16 protein-coding genes and 1 other RNA gene are annotated in these 20,306 nt (G+C 55.4%); 8 read left to right on the top strand and 9 right to left on the bottom strand.

Features of this window, described 5'->3' with window-relative positions; genetic code table 11:
- Positions 1-217: 217 nt before the first annotated feature.
- The 6 genes from sufE to sufA all read right to left on the bottom strand — a co-directional run bounded on the left by sufE (position 218) and on the right by sufA (position 5,872).
- Complete coding sequence (gene sufE / locus NHG65_RS11585; protein WP_499183360.1) at positions 218-631, bottom strand: cysteine desulfuration protein SufE; 414 nt, start codon at positions 629-631, stop codon at positions 218-220.
- A gap of 91 nt (positions 632-722) precedes the next feature.
- Complete coding sequence (sufS, locus tag NHG65_RS11580; RefSeq protein WP_275881044.1) at positions 723-1,943, bottom strand: cysteine desulfurase SufS; 1,221 nt, start codon at positions 1,941-1,943, stop codon at positions 723-725.
- Positions 1,940-3,226: a Fe-S cluster assembly protein SufD gene (gene sufD, locus NHG65_RS11575; RefSeq protein WP_413476891.1), complete on the bottom strand. Its 1,287-nt coding sequence runs from the start codon at positions 3,224-3,226 to the stop codon at positions 1,940-1,942. The genes sufS and sufD overlap by 4 nt, the downstream gene beginning before the upstream one ends.
- Entirely contained in the window at positions 3,201-3,947 is a 747-nt protein-coding gene (gene sufC, locus NHG65_RS11570; RefSeq protein WP_207977107.1) for a Fe-S cluster assembly ATPase SufC, read from the bottom strand. The genes sufD and sufC overlap by 26 nt, the downstream gene beginning before the upstream one ends.
- A gap of 42 nt (positions 3,948-3,989) precedes the next feature.
- A complete protein-coding gene (sufB, locus tag NHG65_RS11565) occupies positions 3,990-5,486 on the bottom strand; it encodes a Fe-S cluster assembly protein SufB (RefSeq protein ID WP_085116564.1) in 1,497 nt (498 codons plus the stop codon).
- 14 nt (positions 5,487-5,500) lie between these two features.
- Positions 5,501-5,872, bottom strand: a complete 372-nt coding sequence (gene sufA / locus NHG65_RS11560) for a Fe-S cluster assembly scaffold SufA (protein ID WP_085116563.1) — start codon at positions 5,870-5,872, stop codon at positions 5,501-5,503.
- A 555-nt stretch (positions 5,873-6,427) separates the two neighbouring features.
- Here sufA and NHG65_RS11555 point away from each other — a divergent pair.
- Positions 6,428-6,832, top strand: a complete 405-nt coding sequence (locus NHG65_RS11555) for a hypothetical protein (RefSeq protein ID WP_085116573.1) — start codon at positions 6,428-6,430, stop codon at positions 6,830-6,832.
- A gap of 54 nt (positions 6,833-6,886) precedes the next feature.
- Here NHG65_RS11555 and menI read toward each other — a convergent pair whose 3' ends face one another.
- A complete protein-coding gene (menI, locus tag NHG65_RS11550) occupies positions 6,887-7,303 on the bottom strand; it encodes a 1,4-dihydroxy-2-naphthoyl-CoA hydrolase (protein ID WP_085116562.1) in 417 nt (138 codons plus the stop codon).
- Entirely contained in the window at positions 7,300-10,356 is a 3,057-nt protein-coding gene (gene ydiJ / locus NHG65_RS11545; protein WP_099065632.1) for a D-2-hydroxyglutarate dehydrogenase YdiJ, read from the bottom strand. Before ydiJ ends, menI begins: the two co-directional genes overlap by 4 nt.
- A gap of 252 nt (positions 10,357-10,608) precedes the next feature.
- Here ydiJ and ydiK point away from each other — a divergent pair, with 252 nt between their 5' ends.
- Complete coding sequence (gene ydiK / locus NHG65_RS11540; RefSeq protein ID WP_099065631.1) at positions 10,609-11,709, top strand: AI-2E family transporter YdiK; 1,101 nt, start codon at positions 10,609-10,611, stop codon at positions 11,707-11,709.
- Positions 11,710-11,957: 248 nt separating this feature from the next.
- Positions 11,958-12,068, top strand: an RNA gene (gene rprA, locus NHG65_RS11535) — antisense sRNA RprA.
- 112 nt (positions 12,069-12,180) lie between these two features.
- Here rprA and ppsA read toward each other — a convergent pair.
- On the bottom strand, positions 12,181-14,559 hold the full coding sequence (gene ppsA, locus NHG65_RS11530) for a phosphoenolpyruvate synthase (protein ID WP_099065558.1): 2,379 nt from the start codon (positions 14,557-14,559) through the stop codon (positions 12,181-12,183).
- Positions 14,560-15,093: 534 nt separating this feature from the next.
- On the opposite strand from ppsA, the gene ppsR reads away from it, so the two are divergent.
- The 5 genes from ppsR (at position 15,094) to NHG65_RS11505 (ending at position 20,279) form a co-directional block, all read left to right on the top strand.
- Complete coding sequence (gene ppsR / locus NHG65_RS11525; RefSeq protein ID WP_085116558.1) at positions 15,094-15,915, top strand: posphoenolpyruvate synthetase regulatory kinase/phosphorylase PpsR; 822 nt, start codon at positions 15,094-15,096, stop codon at positions 15,913-15,915.
- Positions 15,916-16,112: 197 nt separating this feature from the next.
- On the top strand, positions 16,113-17,159 hold the full coding sequence (locus tag NHG65_RS11520; protein ID WP_135316322.1) for a 3-deoxy-7-phosphoheptulonate synthase: 1,047 nt from the start codon (positions 16,113-16,115) through the stop codon (positions 17,157-17,159).
- A 104-nt stretch (positions 17,160-17,263) separates the two neighbouring features.
- Entirely contained in the window at positions 17,264-17,749 is a 486-nt protein-coding gene (locus tag NHG65_RS11515; RefSeq protein WP_099065557.1) for a glutathione peroxidase, read from the top strand.
- Between the two features lie 162 nt (positions 17,750-17,911).
- A complete protein-coding gene (gene hemP / locus NHG65_RS11510) occupies positions 17,912-18,103 on the top strand; it encodes a hemin uptake protein HemP (RefSeq protein ID WP_369804786.1) in 192 nt (63 codons plus the stop codon).
- Positions 18,104-18,197: 94 nt separating this feature from the next.
- Positions 18,198-20,279: a TonB-dependent hemoglobin/transferrin/lactoferrin family receptor gene (locus tag NHG65_RS11505; RefSeq protein ID WP_283603108.1), complete on the top strand. Its 2,082-nt coding sequence runs from the start codon at positions 18,198-18,200 to the stop codon at positions 20,277-20,279.
- Positions 20,280-20,306 lie beyond the last annotated feature (27 nt).

Genomic DNA, 20,306 nt, shown 5'->3' with positions numbered 1-20,306 from the left:
TGATTAATACTAGCAATGCTGACGTTAAAGGCAATAAGTCCTCTAAAAATCAACATGTTATAACGTAATCGCTTTATAGATTTGTCAATGCAACGTCAAGGGGTAAGCTGCTGATATGTCACTGATTTGCAGAGCGGATGGCGAGGCTTGCCGGGCTTTGTAAAGACTCATTGACACAGCGAATACCAGCACTGTATCAATGAGTCATACCACTATGTCAGAGCTTGGCAGCCTGACTGCGGATAGCGCGGATCATCGCCTCTAACCCTTGCGAACGCGAAGGCGTCAGGTGTTGGCTCAACGCCAATTCTGCAAAGAAGGGACGAACATCCAATTCGATGATCTGCTGTGGCGTCATTTGGTGATAAAGAATAAACACCACGGCCAGCAGTCCTTTGACGATCGCCGCATCGCTGTCGCCGTGAAACTCGACCTGCCCTTGTTCGCCCAGCCGCATCACAATCCACACCTGGCTCTGACAGCCGGAAATCAGATTGCCCGCCTGGCGTTCGCTATCGTCAAGCGCCGGCAGCTTGGCGCCCAGTTCGATGACATACAGATACTTGTCTTCCCAGTTCAGGCAACGGGAGAAATTACGTACTAACTTTTCTTTGTCCGGCAAGTTCGCCATGAGGATCCTTTCAATCATTCAGGGGCCGGCATGCCGACCCCATATCACTGACTACAGGTATTTATTCACCCGGAGGGATTAACCCCCGGTCTTATCCCAGCAGTTTTTGGATGCGCTGCAACCCGGCCACCAGCCGGTCTACTTCATCGCGCGTGTTATATAACGCCAATGAAGCGCGGCACATGCTCGGCACATTATAGAACGCCATCAGCGGCATCGCGCAATGGTGGCCGGTGCGAATAGCAATGCCGTACTGATCCAGGAAACTGCCGACATCATACGCGTGGTGCTCACCCAGGTTAAAGGCAATCACACCCGCGCGCTCCGCCGGGCCGTAGATTTTAAGCCGGGGCACCTGTTGCAACGCTTCCAGCGCGTAATGCATCAGCGATTGCTCGTAGTCACCAATTGCCTCCAGCCCCAGCGCATTCACATAGTCAATTGCCGCCCCCAGCCCCATCATACCGGCGGTGTTGGGCGAACCCGCCTCAAAGCGCCATGGCGGCGCGGCGTAGGTGGTGCCGTGAGTCAGGCTGACCTGTTGGATCATCGAGCCACCCCCTTCCCAGGGTGGCATTTGCTGCAACAGCGCCTGACGACCGTAAAGAATACCGATGCCGGAAGGCCCATACAGCTTATGACCGGAGAACACGTAGAAATCGCAATCCAGCGCCTGAACATCCACCCGCTGGTGCATCACCGCCTGAGCACCATCGATCAGCACTTTCAGACCGGCGGCCTTCGCCTGCGCCGTAATTTCCTGCACCGGGTTCACCGTGCCCAGCACGTTGGATACCTGGGTCAGGGCCAGCAGTTTGGTGGACGCGTCGATCAGCCCAGGCAACTGGGCCAAATCCAGCGTACCGTCTGGCTGTAGCGGCCAGACGCGCAGGTTCAGCCCGCGTTCCTGCGCCAGCATCTGCCAGGGCACGATATTGGCATGGTGCTCCATCTCGGTGATGATAATGCTGTCACCGGGCTGCAGGAAATGGCGGCCAAAACTGTTGGCCACCAGGTTGATGCCTTCGGTGGTGCCCTTGACGAACACAATCTCTTCGGCCGAACCGGCATTGATAAACGCCGCCACCTTTTCACGCACCGCTTCCATTTCCTGCGTCGCTTCGGCGCTCAGGGTGTGGATGCCACGGTGCACCGCCGCGTAGCCATGACGGTAGAAATCCAGTTCGCGATCGATGACTGCCTGCGGTTTCTGAGCGCTGGCAGCGCTGTCGAGGTAAGCCAGCGGCTGGCCATTGACCTCACGCGCCAACAGAGGAAAGTCACTGCGTACCCGTTCAATCGGAAAACTCATGCTGCCTCCCCCGGCAGGCGCCTTGCAATACGCGCCAGCACCGATTCGCGGATGGTCTCGTTGCCGATGCCCTCGGTCAGTTCAGCGGCAAAGGCAAAGATAATCATCTGCTGCGCCGCATGCTTGTCGATGCCACGCGATTGCAGATAAAACAGCTGCTCTTCATCAATGCGCCCAACGGTCGCGCCATGACTGCACTTCACGTCATCGGCGTAGATTTCCAGTTGTGGCTTGGTATCCACTTCCGCCACCTTGCCCAACAGCAGGTTGTGGTTGGTCATCTGGCCATCGGTTTTAATCGCGTGTTTGGCCACCTTGATCATGCCGTTAAACACCGCTTTGGCGCGATCGCTAACCACCACTTTGTGCAGTTGGCGGCTCTCGCAGTAACCCTTGTTATGCTCCAGATAAGTGCGGGTATCGCAGATTTCTTTTCCGACCGGCAGCACCAGGCTGTTGATCGTCAGGTTGGAGCCTTCACCGTTGAGCTGCGCGCTGGTGTTATGTCGCGTCAGCCCCGCGCCAAGCAGGAAGCTGTCGCTCTTGACCCGCGCATCGCGGCCAATCACCAGATCGTTATGGGCGAAGTGGTAACTCGGCTGACTTTCAAACGCCAGTTTGCAGTGATGCAGTTGAGCATTGTCGCCCACGTTGGCGGTCAGGCGTGCCCCGGTGAAATGTGCGGCATCGTTCAGGCTGACATAATGTTCGATCACCTCAGCCTGGGCATTACGCGCAATTTCAAGGTGATGACGGTGATGAACGGTATTCACTTCACCTTCAGCACCGCGTCCACTGCTGATATGCAGCAGATACAACGGCCGCTGCGCAATCTTGCCGGCCGCAACGCGGATAAAGCTGGTTTCTTGCGCCAGACTCTCGGTCAGATGCAGGAAGATTTCGGCCTGGATCGGTTCCGGCAGCGCCTGTAGCGTCCCGTAAGGCGCCACGTCAAACTGGTAATCGCCCAGTTCGTTGTCGCTCAACGCCGCGCAGAAGCGTCCGTCGATAAACACCAACCGGTAAGCGTCAATATCCAGCGCCAGTGCATCCCGCTGAGCGGCCGTGACCGGCTCCGGTTGCGGTTCCAGGAACTGTTGTTCCAGCAAGCCTTCCAACGGGGTGTATTTCCAGTTTTCATGCTTGCGGGTCGGCCAGCCCAGGCGTAAAGCCTGTTGCCAGTGAGCCAGCGCATGGGCGGAATGCTCACCGCCGCGGGCTTCAAACAGGCTGTAAAGCTGCTGCAGCGCGCGTGAATTATTGTTCGTCGGTAAGCCAGCCATAGCCCTGCTCCTCCAACTGTTTCACCAGGGAGAAATCGCCGGATTTAACGATGCGGCCCTGGGAAAGAACATGGACGTAATCCGGTTTGATGTAATCCAGGATACGCTGGTAGTGCGTGACGATAATGAACGAGCGCTTGCCGTCCCGCAGTGAGTTAACCCCATTGGCGACGATCTTCAGCGCATCGATATCCAGACCGGAGTCGGTTTCATCCAGAATGCACAGGTCCGGCTCCAGCGCGGCCATCTGCAGGATGTCATTGCGCTTTTTTTCACCGCCGGAGAAGCCAACGTTAACCGAACGGGTCAGCAGATCGGGCGGCATGTTCAGCAGTTCAATTTTCTCTTCGATAAAATCAGCGAAATCGAAACGATCGAGCGGCTCCTGCTGGCGGTATTTACGCACCGCATTAACCGAAGTCTGCAGGAAGAAATGGTTGCTGACGCCGGGGATCTCCACCGGATACTGGAACGCCAGGAACACTCCTTCACCGGCACGATCTTCCGGGGCCAGTTCGAGCAGGTCCTTGCCTTTGAAGGTCACTTCGCCCGCGGTCACTTCGTACTCTTCGCGCCCGGCCAGGGTGGCTGAAAGCGTGCTCTTGCCCGAGCCGTTCGGCCCCATGATGGCATGCACTTCACCCGGTTTGATCTCCAGATCCAGGCCCTTGAGGATCTCGTTGCCTTCCGCGCTGACTTTTAAATTCTTGATACTTAACATGCAGTGTCCTTAGGTCGCGCTGTCGCGCTGTAAATCCGGCATTTAGCCCACGCTGTGTTCCAGGCTGATGGCCAATAACTTCTGTGCCTCAACGGCGAACTCCAGCGGCAGCTCTGAGAACACGTCCTTACAGAATCCGTTGACGATCATCGAAATGGCATTGTCTTCACTGATGCCGCGCTGCAGACAATAAAACAGCTGGTCATCACCAATTTTTGAGGTGGTAGCCTCGTGTTCCAGCTGCGCGCTGTTGTTACGCGCTTCAACATACGGGAAGGTGTGGGCGCCGCTATCCGGCCCAATCAGCATCGAGTCACACTGCGTAAAGTTACGCGCGTTTTCCGCCCCAGGCAGGATCTTCACCAGACCGCGGTAGGTATTCTCACTGTGCCCGGCAGAAATGCCTTTGGCGATGATGGTCGAACGGGTGTTCTTGCCGATGTGGATCATCTTGGTGCCGGTGTCCGCCTGCTGATGACCACTTGTCAGCGCCACCGAGAAGAACTCACCGATAGAGTTGTCGCCCTGCAGGATCACACTCGGGTATTTCCAGGTGATCGCCGAGCCGGTTTCCGACTGGGTCCAGGACATTTTCGAGCCCGCGCCTTCACACAGCGCACGCTTGGTAACAAAGTTGAGGATACCGCCCTTGCTGTCGCCGCCGGAGAACCAGTTCTGCACCGTCGAATATTTCACTTCGGCGTCTTTGTGCAGGATCACTTCCACCACCGCCGCATGCAGCTGATAGCTGTCGCGCACCGGGGCCGAGCAGCCTTCGATGTAGCTGACATAGCTGCCTTCATCGGCGATCAGGATAGTGCGCTCGAACTGGCCGGTTTTGGCGGCGTTGATGCGGAAATAGGTCGACAGCTCCATCGGACAGCGCACGCCCTTCGGCACGTAGACGAAGGTCCCGTCGGAGGCCACCGCCGCATTCAATGCAGCAAAGAAGTTGTCGTTAGAAGGCACCACGCGGCCGAGGTATTTACGCACCAGGTCCGGGTATTCATGGATCGCTTCACCGAACGAGCAGAAAATCACCCCACTCTCCGCCAGCTTTTCCCGGTAAGTGGTCGACACCGAGACCGAGTCAAAGATGGCGTCTACCGCCACTTCGCTGCCTTCACGCACCGGGACGCCGAGCTGGTTAAACGCCAGTTCAACCTCGCTGGTCAGGTAGTTGTTGTCCGTCGGTGCACCAGGTTGCTGTTCTGCGCCGGGCTGTGAGCCGCAGGCGTCATCGCAGCTGCCGCAGGACGGCGCCGAGTAATAGCTGTAATCCTGATAGTTCAGGCGGTCGTAGTTCGCTTTCAGCCAGTGCGGCTCTTCCATTTGCAGCCAGGCACGGTAGGCCTCGAGGCGGAACTCCAGCATCCACTCAGGTTCATTACGCTTGGCCGAGATAGCACGCACCACGTCTTCGTTGATGCCCATCGCTAACTCATCGGTAGCCAACTGGGTAAAAAAACCTTCTTTGTAGCGACCTTCGCTGACCCAAGCCTGCACTTCATTAGGCATTTCTACATTGCTTCGTGTCATGTTGATTGCATCGCTCAAACGCCAAAACTCTCGCCGCACCCGCAGGCATGCTGAGCTTTAGGGTTATTAAATTTGAAGATCTGATTCAGCCCTTCACGGACAAAATCCACCGTGGTGCCATCGATAAACGGCATGGCTTTCAACGGCACATACAGCCTGGCGCCATCGCGCTCAAACAGCAGGTCGTCGTCGGCAGGCGCACGGGTGAGATCCAACACATAGGCAAACCCGGCGCAGCCTGATTGCTTCACCCCGAGTTGCAGCCCTTTCACCTGTGGATCCTGCTGCATTAATTTACTGATTTGTTGTACGGCATTGTCACTGAGCAAAATGCCTTGCCAGACATTTTCGTCCAGAGAAAAAGTGCCGACATTTTCCGTTTGCATATGGCCTACCTCACACTCGTGTTTTACCACAGCCAATCTGGGTTGCTACTATGTTAGTGATAACGATTATCACTTCAACCGTTTGTTTTACAGGGGTATCCGCGAAAAGCCCGGATTTTCACTTCGGCATGCGGCAAGCGCGCGGGACAGTCAGCGCGTCAGACGCTGCCGGTCGGAAATGGAATCATTTTATCCTTATGAATTTACTGCACATCCTGTATCACCATTACGCTTGCCCATTGGCTCGAACGCTTTACAGGGCCGGACTTTTTCTGTCGATTTAAACATTCATAGAAAATACCTATTTCTGCATTTTGTCTGTCTTAAAAATGCGTTTATCGACAATAAGGCGCATTTCACGCCATTCCGCTCACCCGACTGAGCCAACAGAAACGGCAACCTCTGATTAAAGTTTAGTCGTTACTGGCTATATTGGGTTGTCCCTGCCCCAATCCATCCCCTGCCGGCAATAAATATTTCAACAGAATGATTGATCACCAACGCGTCAATAAATATGATAATGATTATCATTCAATTCACATTGAGCGCGGGCAAATGAATATCTCGATGAATGCGTGGCTGCTGGGCAAAATTGATGACTACAAATTCAGCGTACGCGACGCCACGGTAGATTTCTACATGGCGGAAGCATCGCTTCGACGGCCGGAGTGCAACGTCAATCACCTGAAACGCTATAACAACGTCAGCCTGAATATGGCTAACCTGTGTCTGGAGAATGGCGATGATGAAAGCTACCTGCATGCGCTGAGCAAACTGCATAATCGGCTGATCGTGGAAATCAATAATCCACAGCGCTGCCAGCTGTTCCGGGTTCAGAGCTATCATTTTGCCCGCCATACCCTGACCTTGATTTGTCAGAAATATGCGATGGAAGGCACCTGGGAGAAGGCCAATGCCTTCCAGAAGGACTTCGTCAAGCGGGTGCCTTTTCAGCTGTAACCCGGTTGAACGACAAAAATACCCGCAGACAGAGCTGCCTGCGGGGTAAAACGCTTAATCGATGACGGCGGTAGTCAGGCGTGAGGTGCAGCACAGACGATCGCGCGAATCGAAGATTTCGATCTGCCAAACCTGATGACGGCGGCCAATATGCAGCGCACGACACACGCCGCGGACTTCGCCTTCAAATGCGGCTCGCAAATGGTTGGCGTTGATTTCCAACCCCACCACTTTCTGCTCGCCTTCACAGCACAGGTAACCGGCCATCGATCCCATCGACTCCGCCAGCACAACCGATGCCCCGCCGTGCAGCAGGCCAAACGGCTGCCGGGTGCGCTGGTCGACCGGCATGGTCGCCTCGAGGTAATCTTCTTCCAGCCGGGTAAAGCGGATCCCGACATGGCTGACCATGCAGCCTTCACCGGCCTGGTTTAATTGTTCCAGCGTTGTTTCTCTTTTCCACAGTTTCACTCAATCATCTCCAGAAGTGCCTGTAATGGGTGTCGTACACCGTTACCCTCAATGCGTTTGACCTGGCTGCGGCAGGAATAGCCGGTTGCCAGGCAACGTTGCCGCGGCAAACGTTGCAGCGCCTGGTGCCATGATAGCTCATAAATGCCGAGCGAATTCTGCAGGTTCTTCACTTCATGGCCGTAAGTCCCCGCCATGCCGCAGCAACCGACGCTGACATTTTCCAGCCTGGCGCCAAAGCGTGCAAAGATCGACGTCCAATGTTGGCCACTGGTCGGTAACGCCGTGGTTTCGGTACAGTGGCCAAACAGGTACCAGGCTTCACCGGTCGCCGGCTGTTCCGCACGCTCGGCCAGCAGTTGCTGCAACCATTCGTGCACCAACTGCACCTGGAAGTCGCCACGAGTTTCCCCGAGGATCTCGTTATATTCATCGCGGTAACACAGCACCAGGGCGGGATCGACCCCCACCAGCGGCATGCCGAGCTTGGCCACCCGGTTGAGAAAATCGGCGGTCTTGCGCGCAGTACGGGCAAAACGCGTCAGGAAGCCTTTGATATGCTGCGCCTTGCCGTTGGGTGAGAACGGCAGCAGCACCGGGCGGTAACCTAACTTTTCCACCAGCCGTACAAAGTCCGCCACCACTTTGGCATCGTAATAGCTGGTAAAGGGATCCTGCACGATCAACACATGTTGTTCACGCTGTTCCGAGCTCAACGCTTCCAGCTGTTCCAGCGTCATGGTTAACGCACCGTGGCCGGAAAGCTGTTGGCGCAACGTCGGGCTGGAGAGCATCGGCAAATCGACCATGCCGATACTGCTGCGGCTCAGCTCACGTACCCAGGGCTGGCGGAAGAAGAAGTTGAACACCTTCGGCGCTTTCGCCATCAGCGGGGTGTAACTCTCCACGCCGGCGACCATATAGTCACGCGCCGGCCGCAGATAGCGGGTGTGGTAAAGCTGCAGGAAACGTGAACGGAAGCCCGGCACGTCAATTTTAATCGGACACTGGGTGGAGCAGGCTTTACAGGCCAGGCAGCCGGACATCGCCTCTTTCACCTCGTGCGAGAAATCATATTCGCCTTTACCGGCATACCAGCTATTGCGGGTTTTCTCGATCAGGGTACGGAAGCTGAGGCGCTGCTGCGGCAATTGCTTTTCCAGCACCAGCGGATCGACGCCCTGCTCGGACAGCAGGCGCAGCCATTCACGCACCAGCGCCGCCCGGCCTTTTGGCGAGTGAATGCGGTTGCCGGTGATCTTCATCGACGGGCACATTGGGCTGCGCACATCAAAATTGAAGCACAAGCCGTTGCCGTTACATTCCATGGCTCCGCGGAACGAGGTGCGCACTTCGACCGGGATCCGACGATCGAGCGTACCGCGTTTGGCGGCGTCCACTTTCATCATCGGCGCATCGACGCCTAACGGCGGGCAGATTTTACCGGGGTTGAGCCGGTTGTTCGGATCGAACACCGCCTTGATACGGCGCAGTTCCTGGTACAGTTGCTCACCGAAGAACTCCGGGCTGTATTCGGCGCGGAACCCTTTGCCATGTTCCCCCCACAGCAAGCCGCCATACTTGGCGGTCAGCGCCACCACCTGGTCAGAAAGCTGCTTCATCAGCACTTCCTGTTGGGGATCGCACATGTCGAGCGCCGGACGCACGTGCAAGACGCCGGCATCCACATGGCCAAACATACCGTAGCTGAGGTTATGACTGTCCAGCAGTTGGCGGAACTCGACAATGTAATCGGCCAGATGCTGCGGCGGCACGCAGGTATCTTCAGCAAACGGGATCGGTTTGGCACGCCCTTTGGCGTTACCCAATAACCCGACCGCTTTTTTACGCATGTTATAAATTCTTTCGATGCCGACCAGATCGCCACAGATCTGATAGCCGATCACCCCGCCCTGTTGCCCGGAGATCAACTCATCCAGCCGCAGGCACAGACTCTCCATCTGTTGGTCGATCAGCTCCTTGTCATCGCCGGCAAACTCGACGATGTTCAAACCCAGCATCTCTTTATCCGGCACGTTGGTGATCAGTTCATTGACCGAATGCCAGACGATGTCTTCACGCGCCAGGTTCAATACCTTGGAGTCAATGGTCTCGACCGACAGTGCCTTGGCTTCCACCATAAAGGGGGCGTTGCGCAGGGCGGAATCAAAGGAGTCGTATTTGACATTCACCAGTCGGCGCACCTTCGGCAGCGGCGTGATATCCAGCCGCGCTTCGGTGATAAACGCCAGCGTCCCTTCGGCGCCGGTCAAAATGCGCGTCAGATCAAAGGTTTGCATATCATCGCTGAACACATGGCGCAGATCGTAACCAGTCAGGAAGCGATTAAGCTTGGGGAATTTTTCCAGGATCAACCCGCGCTGATCGCGACAACTGTTGAGCACCTGGTTATAGATACGCCCTTCAACGGTCTCTTCGCAGGCAATCGTTTCCGCCAGCGGTGTCGGCATGGCGCGGGTGTCAATCATATCGCCGCCCAGCAGCACCGCCCGCAGGCCCAACACGTGATCCGAGGTTTTGCCGTACACCAGCGAACCCTGACCGGAGGCGTCGGTGTTGATCATACCGCCAAGCGTGGCGCGGTTACTGGTGGACAGTTCCGGCGAGAAGAAATAACCGAACGGCCGCAGATACTGGTTTAGCTGGTCCTTGATCACCCCGGCCTCAACCTTGACCCAGCCCTGCTCGACGTTGATTTCAAGAATGCGGTTCATGTGGCGCGACATATCCACCACGATACCGGTATTGAGCGACTGACCGTTGGTGCCGGTACCGCCGCCGCGCGGGCTGAAGGTCAGCGCAGTGAAACGCTCTTCGGCTGCCAGGCGAGCTATCAGCGCCACATCAGCGGTGGAACGGGGAAACACTACCGCGTCAGGCAGCAACTGATAGATACTGTTGTCGGTGGCCATCGTCAGCCGGTCGGCGTAGCTGGTGGCGATATCACCGTTGAATCCGTTTTGCTTTAACGCTTCCAAAAAGTCGAGCACCCGTTGAACGAGGCCGGGTGCCTGAGAAATTTGTGGGATCATTCGATTTTTGACCCTGTCTGTCTAATTTTTATGCGCTGATGAACGCTGAATCAGGCCTTTATTCAGGCCCACCCTGTTTTTTATCAGGGATAAAAACTAACATACTCGTTTAGTGAAGGCATGCAGATTATTGCAATTGCCCTGCCGCAGTTTGGCCCGCAACAAAAGGTGTGCCGCCCTGTCGTTTTTCACCAACATGCACCATGATTAAACGGCCCCAAGGAGTTAACTTACCAGAATGAGAACCCATTCATGACAATCCCGAAATCCCGATATGATTTGCCACGGCTCATTTTTGGCGTGATGTTTATCGTCATTATGATCGTCGCCTGTTTTTGGGTCGTTCAACCTTTTATACTCGGCTTTGCCTGGGCCGGCATGGTGGTCATCGCCACCTGGCCGCTGCTGATTAAACTGCAAAGAATACTGTGGGGACGGCGTTCGCTGGCGGTGATCGTGATGACGTTGCTGCTGATCCTGCTGTTCATCCTGCCAATCTCTCTTCTGGTCAGCAGCGTAGTGGACAACAGCGCGCCAATCGTTGCCTGGGCCAGTACGCCTGGCAAACTGCATATTCCCGATCTGGCCTGGCTGCAATCGATCCCGATGATCGGCGACAAGATCTACACCAGCTATCATACGCTGGTGAACGCCGGCGGAACCGCACTGGTGGCGAAGGTACAGCCTTACTTCGGCCAGACCGCCACCTGGTTTGTAGCACAGGCCGCACATATTGGCCGCCTGCTGTTGCATTGCACGCTGATGCTGTTATTTAGCGTGTTGCTGTATGCACGCGGTGAGCAAGTGGCTCTGGGCATTCGTCACTTTGCAACCCGCCTGGGTGCCGAAAGAGGCGACGCGGCGGTGGTGCTCGGCGGTCAGGCGATCCGCGCCGTGGCGCTGGGTGTGGTAGTCACCGCGCTGGTGCAATCGGTACTGGGCGGTATTGGCCTGGCCGTAACCGGCATTCCCGCCGCCACCCTGCTAACGGTACTGATCTTTATCTGCTGCGTGGCGCAATTGGGGCCGTTACTGGTGCTGGTGCCGGCCATTATCTGGCTGTACTGGAGTGGCGATACCACCTGGGGCACCGTGTTGCTGGTCTGGAGCTGCGTGGTGGCCACGCTGGATAACGTGCTGCGGCCAGTGCTGATCCGCATGGGCGCCGATCTGCCGATGATCCTGATCCTGTCCGGCGTTATCGGTGGCCTGCTGGCCTTCGGCATGATTGGCTTGTTTATCGGCCCGGTGGTCCTGGCGGTGTCTTATCGTTTGCTCACCGCCTGGATGAACGAAGCCCCCGAGCCGACCACCGATCTGGAAGACGTCGCAAAAGAACTGGAACAGATGTAATCCCCCGTTCCTGTCCGGGCTGCCGGGCAGGAACCTCCTGCTCCATTTTGTTTTTTGAATTCTCCCGCCACGATTATCAAACTCGCCGCTGTGACGTCCCCTATGAACATTAATTAAACATACTGAGTAAATGCATCTTTTTAGAGACAGATAAAATTGAGTTCCCTTTAGAATAAATTCTAATACAGAACTTGATTAGGACGATTCTTAATGACTGGCGACGCTTAAATATTTAGTATTATTGCCATCTATTGCTTCAAATACCTGATTTAAAGCAAGATTTCCAAACAATGTAATGCCATACATGTGAATTGCTGTGTGTAGTCTTTGCCCGTCTTCTATGATGGGCTTTTTTTTATTCTTTTTTTGACCATTATTATTCCCAGCGCCAATTCTATTTACATTCAGAAATAAAAAAGCCGTAACCTGAGTTACGGCTTTAAGATCCGTGGTTAATTCGTTACCCGAGAATTACTTTCTCTTCGACAGATTAACCCAGGTTTGCACTACGGTGTCCGGGTTGAGCGACAGGCTGTCTATGCCCTGATCCATCAGCCATTCGGCAAAGTCTTCATGGTCGGACGGACCCTGACCGCAAATGCCGACGTATTTCCCCTGGCGCTTGGCCGCCTGAATCGCCATCGACAGCAGAATTTTCACCGCTTCGTTACGCTCATCAAACAGCTCAGATACCACGCCCGAGTCACGATCCAGCCCCAGGGTTAACTGGGTCATGTCGTTGGAGCCGATAGAGAAGCCATCAAAGTGTTCGAGGAACTGATCCGCCAACAACGCATTGGACGGGATCTCGCACATCATGATCACTTTCAGGCCGTTCTCGCCGCGCTTCAGGCCCTGGCGTGCCAACTCGGCAACCACCGCTTCCGCCTGTTCCACCGTGCGAACAAACGGCACCATGATTTCGACGTTGGTCAGACCCATTTCGTTACGTACGCGTTTTACCGCGTCACATTCCATCGCGAAACAGTCACGGAAGTTGTCAGACACATAGCGACCGGCGCCACGGAAGCCCAGCATTGGGTTCTCTTCGTGCGGTTCATACTTCTCGCCACCGACCAGGTTGGCATACTCATTGGACTTGAAGTCGGACAGGCGCACGATCACCCGCTTCGGCCAGAACGCCGCACCGAGCGTAGCGATCCCTTCTGTCAGACGGCCAACATAGAACTCGACCGGATGGTCATAGCCCTGCATCAACGCCTTGATTTCCGTTTGCAGCTCTGGGGTCTGCTGATCAAACTCCAGCAACGCCTTCGGATGCACGCCAATCATACGGTTGATGATAAATTCCAGACGGGCCAGGCCCACACCTTCATTCGGCAAACGCGCGAAATCGAAGGCACGGTCAGGGTTACCGACGTTCATCATGATTTTCAGCGGCAGATCCGGCAGTTCGGTTACTTCGGAACTCTGCACGTTAAAATCGAGGATATCGCTGTAAACGAAGCCGGTATCACCTTCTGCACAAGAAACGGTGACCTGCTGGCCTTCTTTCAGCAGATCGGTCGCGTTACCGCAGCCCACCACCGCCGGAATACCCAGTTCACGCGCGATGATCGCTGCGTGGCAAGTACGGCCGCCACGGTTGGTGACGATCGCCGCGGCTTTCTTCATGATCGGTTCCCAATCCGGGTCGGTCATGTCAGTCACCAACACATCGCCCGGCTGAATACGATCCATCTCGCTGATGTTATGGATGACCTTCACCGGGCCTGCGCCAATGCGATGGCCGATGGCACGCCCTTCCACCAGCACCGGGCTGGTGGCGTTAAGCTGATAGCGCTCCATGGTTTGCTCGTTAGAGCGCACGGTTTCCGGACGGGCCTGTACGATCAGCAATTTGCCGGTATGACCGTCTTTTGCCCACTCGATGTCCATCGGACGACCGTAGTGTTTTTCGATCAGGATCGCCTGGTGTGCCAGCCCCTGCACTTCTTCGTCGGTCAGAGAGAAACGATTGCGTTGCTGCTCTGGCACATCTTCAATTTGTACCTGCTTGCCGTGATCCTGCGATGGCGCATACACCATGCGGATTTTCTTCGACCCCAGGTTGCGACGTACGATAGCCGGGTTGCCTCTCAGCAGCGTCGGTTTATGCACATAAAACTCGTCAGGGTTGACCGCGCCCTGCACCACCATTTCACCCAAGCCGAAGGCGGAAGTGATAAACACCACCTGGTCAAAACCGGATTCGGTATCGATGGTGAACATCACACCCGAAGACGCGAGGTCAGAACGCACCATACGCTGCACACCGGCCGACAACGCCACGCCGCGGTGATCGTAACCCTGATGCACGCGGTAGGAGATGGCACGGTCGTTAAACAGTGAGGCAAACACGTGCTTGATCGCTACCATAACGGCGTCGATACCCTGCACGTTAAGGAAGGTTTCCTGCTGACCGGCAAAGGAAGCATCCGGCATGTCTTCTGCGGTGGCAGACGAACGCACGGCGAATGACGCTTCCGGCTCGCCATCGGCCAGTTGCTGGTAAGCCAGGTTAATTTCACGCTCGAATTCCGCATGGAACGGCGTGTCGATGACCCATTGGCGAATTTGCGCGCCAGCCTTGGTCAATTGAGCAATGTCGTCAACGTCAGTTTGATCCAGTAACTGATAGATGCGCTGGTTAACACCGCTTTGCTCGAGGAAATCGTTAAACGCCTGCGCGGTGGTGGCAAAACCGTTTGGCACGGCAACGCCCAAATCGGAAAGATTGGTGATCATTTCACCGAGGGAGGCATTTTTGCCGCCGACACGGTCAACGTCGTGCATGCCGAGCTGGTTGTACCAAAGCACATTACGCAAGTCTGGGCCATTGTTGGACATCGAGACAATCCTTATTGCTATCAGTAGGGTATAGACGGATTTAATTCGCTTGCTTTCTCAGCGCCGCTAAAACGGTGCCGAATCAGACTAGCACAATGATCCATAAGAAATGGAAAGGTGAATCGATCAACCCGGCGAAGAAAGTGGATTTTAGGAAAACTTCCTGAAACGGGAAACCTAGCTGGAATCGTTCCCTTTCGCACTAATAGCTTAAATCTCAACAAATTAAGTATTTTTTAAACTTCAGCTTTAAAAAACCCTGTAATTTATCCTGTCTTTGGTGAAAATATCACCACCCTGCCGAATAATTCCTCATTAGCAATAAATCCGCATTTTTCATAAAAATTAAAATAGCGTTTTAGCCCGGTATTTTCATGACGGTCGGTTATACTCTGACCGCCGCAATTGATCATCGACTCTGCCTGCATTATCACAATTTTTTCGCCCGCCCCTTTACCGCAGGTAAATCTGCAGCCCATGATAAGGACAGGCAAACGTGATAATGACGTCACCGTTTCAGGTAAGGAGCCCAGGGTGGAAAGAAGCGTTTTTTATATTTCGGACGGTACGGCGATCACCGCCGAGGTTTTGGGCCACGCGGTGTTGTCGCAATTTCCGGTAAAGGCCACCACCTTTACGCTGCCCTTTGTGGAAACCGAAGCGCGGGCCCGCGGGGTTTGTCAGCAAATTAACGATATTTATCGTGAGACCGGCGTGCGGCCGCTGGTGTTTTACTCGATCATTTCGCCGGAAGTGCGCAATGTCATTACCCAGAGCGAAGGTTTCTGCCAGGATATCGTGCAGGCGCTGGTCGGCCCGTTACAGGGTGAACTGGAAGTGGAACCGACCCCGGTGCCTAACCGTACCCACGGATTGACCGCCAGCAACCTCGGCAAATATGACGCCCGTATCGCCGCCATTGACTACACGTTAGCGCATGATGACGGTATTTCGCTGCGTAATCTCGATCAGGCGCAGGTGATTTTGCTCGGCGTTTCGCGCTGCGGCAAGACCCCCACCAGCCTGTATCTGGCGATGCAGTTCGGTATCCGCGCAGCCAACTACCCGTTTACCGCCGACGATATGGACAATTTGCACCTTCCCGTGGCGCTGAAGCCGTTTCAGCACAAGCTTTTCGGCCTGACCATCGACCCGGAACGCTTGGCCGCCATCCGCGAAGAACGTCGAGAAAACAGCCGTTATGCCTCAATTCGCCAGTGCCGGATGGAGCTTGCAGAAGTCGAGGCGCTGTTTCGTAAAAACCAGATCCGTTATCTGAACACCACCAATTATTCGGTGGAAGAGATCTCGACCAAAATCCTGGATATTCTGGGCATGAGCCGCCGTATGTTCTGATGATAAGATGGCGGGAAAGAAGCGCCCTGCCATCTGTTGTTTATTTCCCCACGGGCCACGTTTTTTGTGCTTTTTTTAGCGGTTTTGATCAACAGAACACAGTTTCTCCGGTTGAATTCATCGGTTTTTACGTTATTGTGATCGCCATCACTTCCCGGCACTCCTGCCGCAGCGAAGAAAAGTCTTTAGAGAAAATCATGCACAAAACAGATGAACTGCGGACCGCGCGCATCGACAGCCTCGTCACGCCGCAAGAACTGGCGGAGAAGTTGCCAATCTCGGCGGAAATCGCGGACAACGTGACTGCCTCACGGCAGCGAATTGAGAAGATCCTGACCGGCGAAGACCGTCGCCTGCTGGTGGTGATCGGCCCTTGCTCTATCCACGATCTGGACGCCGCCGTCGACTATGCCGGCCGTCTGAATGCGCTGCGCATTCGTTACCAGGATCGCCTGGAAATCGTGATGCGCACCTATTTTGAAAAACCGCGCACCGTGGTCGGCTGGAAAGGCCTGATCTCCGATCCGGCACTGGATGGCACCTTCCAGGTCAATCGGGGCATCGAAATGGCGCGTCGGCTGCTGCTGGAAGTGAACCAGCTCGGCCTGCCAACTGCCACCGAGTTCCTCGACATGGTGGTTGGTCAGTACATTGCCGACTTAATCAGTTGGGGCGCGATTGGCGCACGCACTACCGAAAGCCAGATCCACCGTGAAATGGCCTCCGCGCTTTCCTGCCCGGTGGGCTTCAAGAACGGCACTGACGGCAACACCCGTATCGCGATTGACGCCATCCGTGCGGCACGGGCCGGACATATGTTCCTGTCACCGGACAAACACGGGCAGATGACAATCTATCAGACCAGCGGCAACCCTTATGGCCATATCATCATGCGTGGCGGCAAGACGCCAAACTACCACGCTACCGATGTGGTCGCCGCCTGCGACAGCCTGCGCGAATTCGATTTGCCGGAGCAGCTGGTGATCGACTTCAGCCACGGTAACTGCCAGAAATTGCATCGTCGCCAGTTGGAAGTAGCCGAAAATGTCTGCCAGCAAATCCGCGCCGGTTCCGTCGCCGTCGCCGGTGTAATGGCAGAAAGTTTCCTGGTGGAAGGCACCCAGAAAATCGTTGCCGGTCAGCCGCTGACCTATGGTCAGTCCATCACCGATCCTTGCCTGAGCTGGTCCGACAGCGAACAACTGCTGGCGATGCTGGCCGATGCGGTGGACACCCGCTTCTGATCCCATGGCCGGGGCGCCCGCCCCGGCTTTTCTGCCCGCCACTCACTCATCTATACTGGTAGCAATTCTCGCAGTTCCCCATGGAACGGATTTGGAGCCAAGGCATGATCCACTCACTGTTATCTATCCCCTGCGTCACACTGCAAGGGGAGCACAAAACCCTGGGCGACTTCCCTGCCCGGGCTTACCTGGTGGTCAACACCGCCAGCAAATGCGGGTTTACACCTCAGTACCACGGGTTGGAAAATCTGTGGCAGTATTATCGCGATCGCGGCCTGATGGTGTTGGGTTTCCCCTGCAATCAGTTCGGTGCACAAGAACCCGGCGATCCACTGGAGATCGCCAACTTTTGCACGCTGAACTATGGTGTCAGCTTCCCGCTGTTCAGCAAGGTTGAAGTTAATGGCCCGGGCGCGCATCCCCTGTTCAACGAATTAAAACGTCTGGCACCCGGCGTGCTGGGCAGTCAACGTATCAAATGGAACTTCACCAAGTTCTTGCTGACCGCCGACGGCCAGCGGGTGAAACGCTACGCGCCCATCACCAAACCCGAACGTCTGTTTGACCGCATCGAAACCCTGCTGAAATAACCCCGATTTTTACGGGCTGAGTCGTCTCAGCCCGTCTCACATCACCTTCCTGCAAAAAGCTTCCGTCGGTAAGAAAATTTTCCTTGATGTAACCTTTCGTTCACATGATAATGATTATCACTTTGATATTAATTACTATTTAACGGTCTGTTTTATAAACACATGACGATGGATAATTATAACCGCACCCCGCCTGCCCAAGCAGCTCACCCCGCTGAAAGCGGCCTGGTTTCGCCTCCTTGCTATGACAGCGCGCAGCTGCTTGATGCCGACGGCGTGGCAATCATCATCCATCAGGGCCAGCGCTATCAGCTGCGGCAGACCAAAGCCGGGAAATTGATCCTGACCAAATAACGCCTTCCCCCTCAACGCCAGCCACCCCGATCGTTTTTGATCCAGGCAGCCAGCAAATCTATTGATATGTTTAAAACATACGGAGAGTTGCGACATGCCTCTGACCTATTCCACCCGGCTGCGTTTATCCGCATTGAGTCTGGCGATTGCCTGTGCTCTGCCGACGGTGACTTTTGCACAAACCAGCAGTACCCCTGTTTCTTCAACGACGACGCCGGTAAAAAAGGATAAAACCAGCGACGAAACCCTGACCGTCGCCGCCACCGGCAACGCTCGCAGCAGCTTTGAAGCACCGATGATGGTTACGGTGATCGAGGGCCATACGCCTGAAAGCCAAACCGCCACCAGCGCCGCCGATATGCTACGCCGTGTGCCAGGCATTACCGTCAATGGTACCGGCCGCAGCAATGGACAGGATGTTTTCATGCGTGGCTACGGTAAAAATGGCGTGCTAACGCTGGTCGATGGCATCCGCCAGGGCACCGACACCGGGCACCTTGGTGCTACCTTCCTCGATCCGGCTCTGGTGAAACGCATTGAAGTGGTGCGCGGCCCTTCTGCCCTGTTGTACGGCAGTGGCGCACTGGGTGGTGTAATCGCCTATGAAACCGTGGATGCCGCCGATCTGCTGTTACCCGGCCATAATAGCGGCTACCGGGTTTACGGCACCGCCGGCAGCGGCGATCACAGCCTGGGTATGGGCGCCAGCGCCTACGGCAGGACAGACAATCTCGACGGTCTGCTATCATTTGGTACCCGCAACGTCGGCAATCTGCGCCAGGGCAACGGCTTTGATGCACCCAACGATGAAACCATCAGTAATCTGCTGGCCAAGGGCACCTGGGCTCTCGATGAAAATCAATCGTTGAGCGGTGATCTGCGTTACTACAATAACCGAGCTCAGGAGCCGAAGAACCCACAGGAATCAGCCAGCAGCAGTGGCAACCTGATGACTGACCGCTCAACCATCCAGCGCGACGGCCAGCTCAGCTACAAACTGAACCCTGTGGGGCAGGACTGGCTCGATGCCGAAGCCAAAGTCTATTACTCTGAAGTAGAGATCAACGCCCACACCAACGGTAGCGAAGACGAAGCACGCAAGCAGACCACCCGTGGTGCCAAATTGGAAAACCGCACCCGATTGTTTGCCGATACCTTCGCTTCTCACCTGTTTACCTATGGCAGCGAAGCTTACAAGCAAGAACAGACACCGGGTGGTGCGACCGAAAGCTTCCCACAGGCGAAAATCAATTTTGCTTCGGGCTGGTTGCAGGATGAAATTACCCTGCGCGACCTGCCAGTCACCCTGCTTGCCGGGACGCGTTACGATAACTACAAGGGCTCCAGCGATGGCTATGCCGATGTTGACGCCGACAAATGGTCGTCGCGCGGTGCCGTCAGCATTACGCCAACCGACTGGTTGATGCTGTTCGGCTCTTATTCCCAGGCTTTCCGCGCGCCTACCATGGGCGAGATGTACAACGACTCCAAGCACTTCTCTATCCCCATGGGGCCCACCACCATTACCAACAACTGGGTGCCTAACCCGAATCTGAAGCCGGAAACCAATGCCACCCAGGAATACGGCTTCGGGCTGCGTTTTGACGACCTGTTGCTGGCTGATGACAGCCTGCAATTCAAAGCCAGTTACTTCGATACCAAAGCCAGGGACTACATCACCACGGATGTCACCATGGAGCTGGGCCGTGGCCCTCGTGGTCCCTATTGCATCAGTTGCACCACTTTCTCGACCAATATCGATCGCGCAAAAATATGGGGCTGGGACGCCACGTTGAGCTACAAAACCGCTATTTTTGGTTGGGACCTGGCGTACAACCGGACTCGCGGCAAGAACGAAAGCAGCGGTGAATGGTTAAACAGCATCAATCCGGACACCATGACCAGCACACTGGACGTTCCCTTGGGTGAAACAGGCCTGTCGACCGGCTGGGTTGCCACGCTGGCACAACGCGCCTCCCGTGTGGAGACCGGCACGGCGGAGCAAGGCGGCTATGGCGTCAACGATTTCTACCTCAGCTTTAAAGGCCGTGAGCGCCTGCAAGGCGTCACCACCACGGTGGTGCTTGGCAACGCCTTTGATAAAGAATACTACTCGCCACAGGGCATTCCGCAGGATGGGCGTAATGCCAAACTGCTGGTCAGCTATCAGTGGTAACGTTTTGAATCCGGCGGGCAAGCTGAT

This window comes from Serratia myotis (assembly GCF_027474885.1).
In the GTDB taxonomy this organism is placed as follows: Bacteria; Pseudomonadota; Gammaproteobacteria; order Enterobacterales; family Enterobacteriaceae; genus Serratia; species Serratia proteamaculans.
This window is presented reverse-complemented; position numbering and strand designations above follow the sequence as displayed.

What these genes read in the sequence shown, in the direction of transcription:
- sufE (WP_499183360.1), bottom strand. Translation starts at nt 631, where the DNA reads ATGGCGAACTTGCCGGACAAAGAAAAGTTAGTACGTAATTTCTCCCGT.
- sufS (WP_275881044.1), bottom strand. Translation starts at nt 1,943, where the DNA reads ATGAGTTTTCCGATTGAACGGGTACGCAGTGACTTTCCTCTGTTGGCG.
- sufD (WP_413476891.1), bottom strand. Translation starts at nt 3,226, where the DNA reads ATGGCTGGCTTACCGACGAACAATAATTCACGCGCGCTGCAGCAGCTT.
- sufC (WP_207977107.1), bottom strand. Translation starts at nt 3,947, where the DNA reads ATGTTAAGTATCAAGAATTTAAAAGTCAGCGCGGAAGGCAACGAGATC.
- sufB (WP_085116564.1), bottom strand. Translation starts at nt 5,486, where the DNA reads ATGACACGAAGCAATGTAGAAATGCCTAATGAAGTGCAGGCTTGGGTC.
- sufA (WP_085116563.1), bottom strand. Translation starts at nt 5,872, where the DNA reads ATGCAAACGGAAAATGTCGGCACTTTTTCTCTGGACGAAAATGTCTGG.
- NHG65_RS11555 (WP_085116573.1), top strand. Translation starts at nt 6,428, where the DNA reads ATGAATATCTCGATGAATGCGTGGCTGCTGGGCAAAATTGATGACTAC.
- ydiJ (WP_099065632.1), bottom strand. Translation starts at nt 10,356, where the DNA reads ATGATCCCACAAATTTCTCAGGCACCCGGCCTCGTTCAACGGGTGCTC.
- ydiK (WP_099065631.1), top strand. Translation starts at nt 10,609, where the DNA reads ATGACAATCCCGAAATCCCGATATGATTTGCCACGGCTCATTTTTGGC.
- ppsA (WP_099065558.1), bottom strand. Translation starts at nt 14,559, where the DNA reads ATGTCCAACAATGGCCCAGACTTGCGTAATGTGCTTTGGTACAACCAG.
- NHG65_RS11520 (WP_135316322.1), top strand. Translation starts at nt 16,113, where the DNA reads ATGCACAAAACAGATGAACTGCGGACCGCGCGCATCGACAGCCTCGTC.
- NHG65_RS11515 (WP_099065557.1), top strand. Translation starts at nt 17,264, where the DNA reads ATGATCCACTCACTGTTATCTATCCCCTGCGTCACACTGCAAGGGGAG.
- hemP (WP_369804786.1), top strand. Translation starts at nt 17,912, where the DNA reads ATGACGATGGATAATTATAACCGCACCCCGCCTGCCCAAGCAGCTCAC.
- NHG65_RS11505 (WP_283603108.1), top strand. Translation starts at nt 18,198, where the DNA reads ATGCCTCTGACCTATTCCACCCGGCTGCGTTTATCCGCATTGAGTCTG.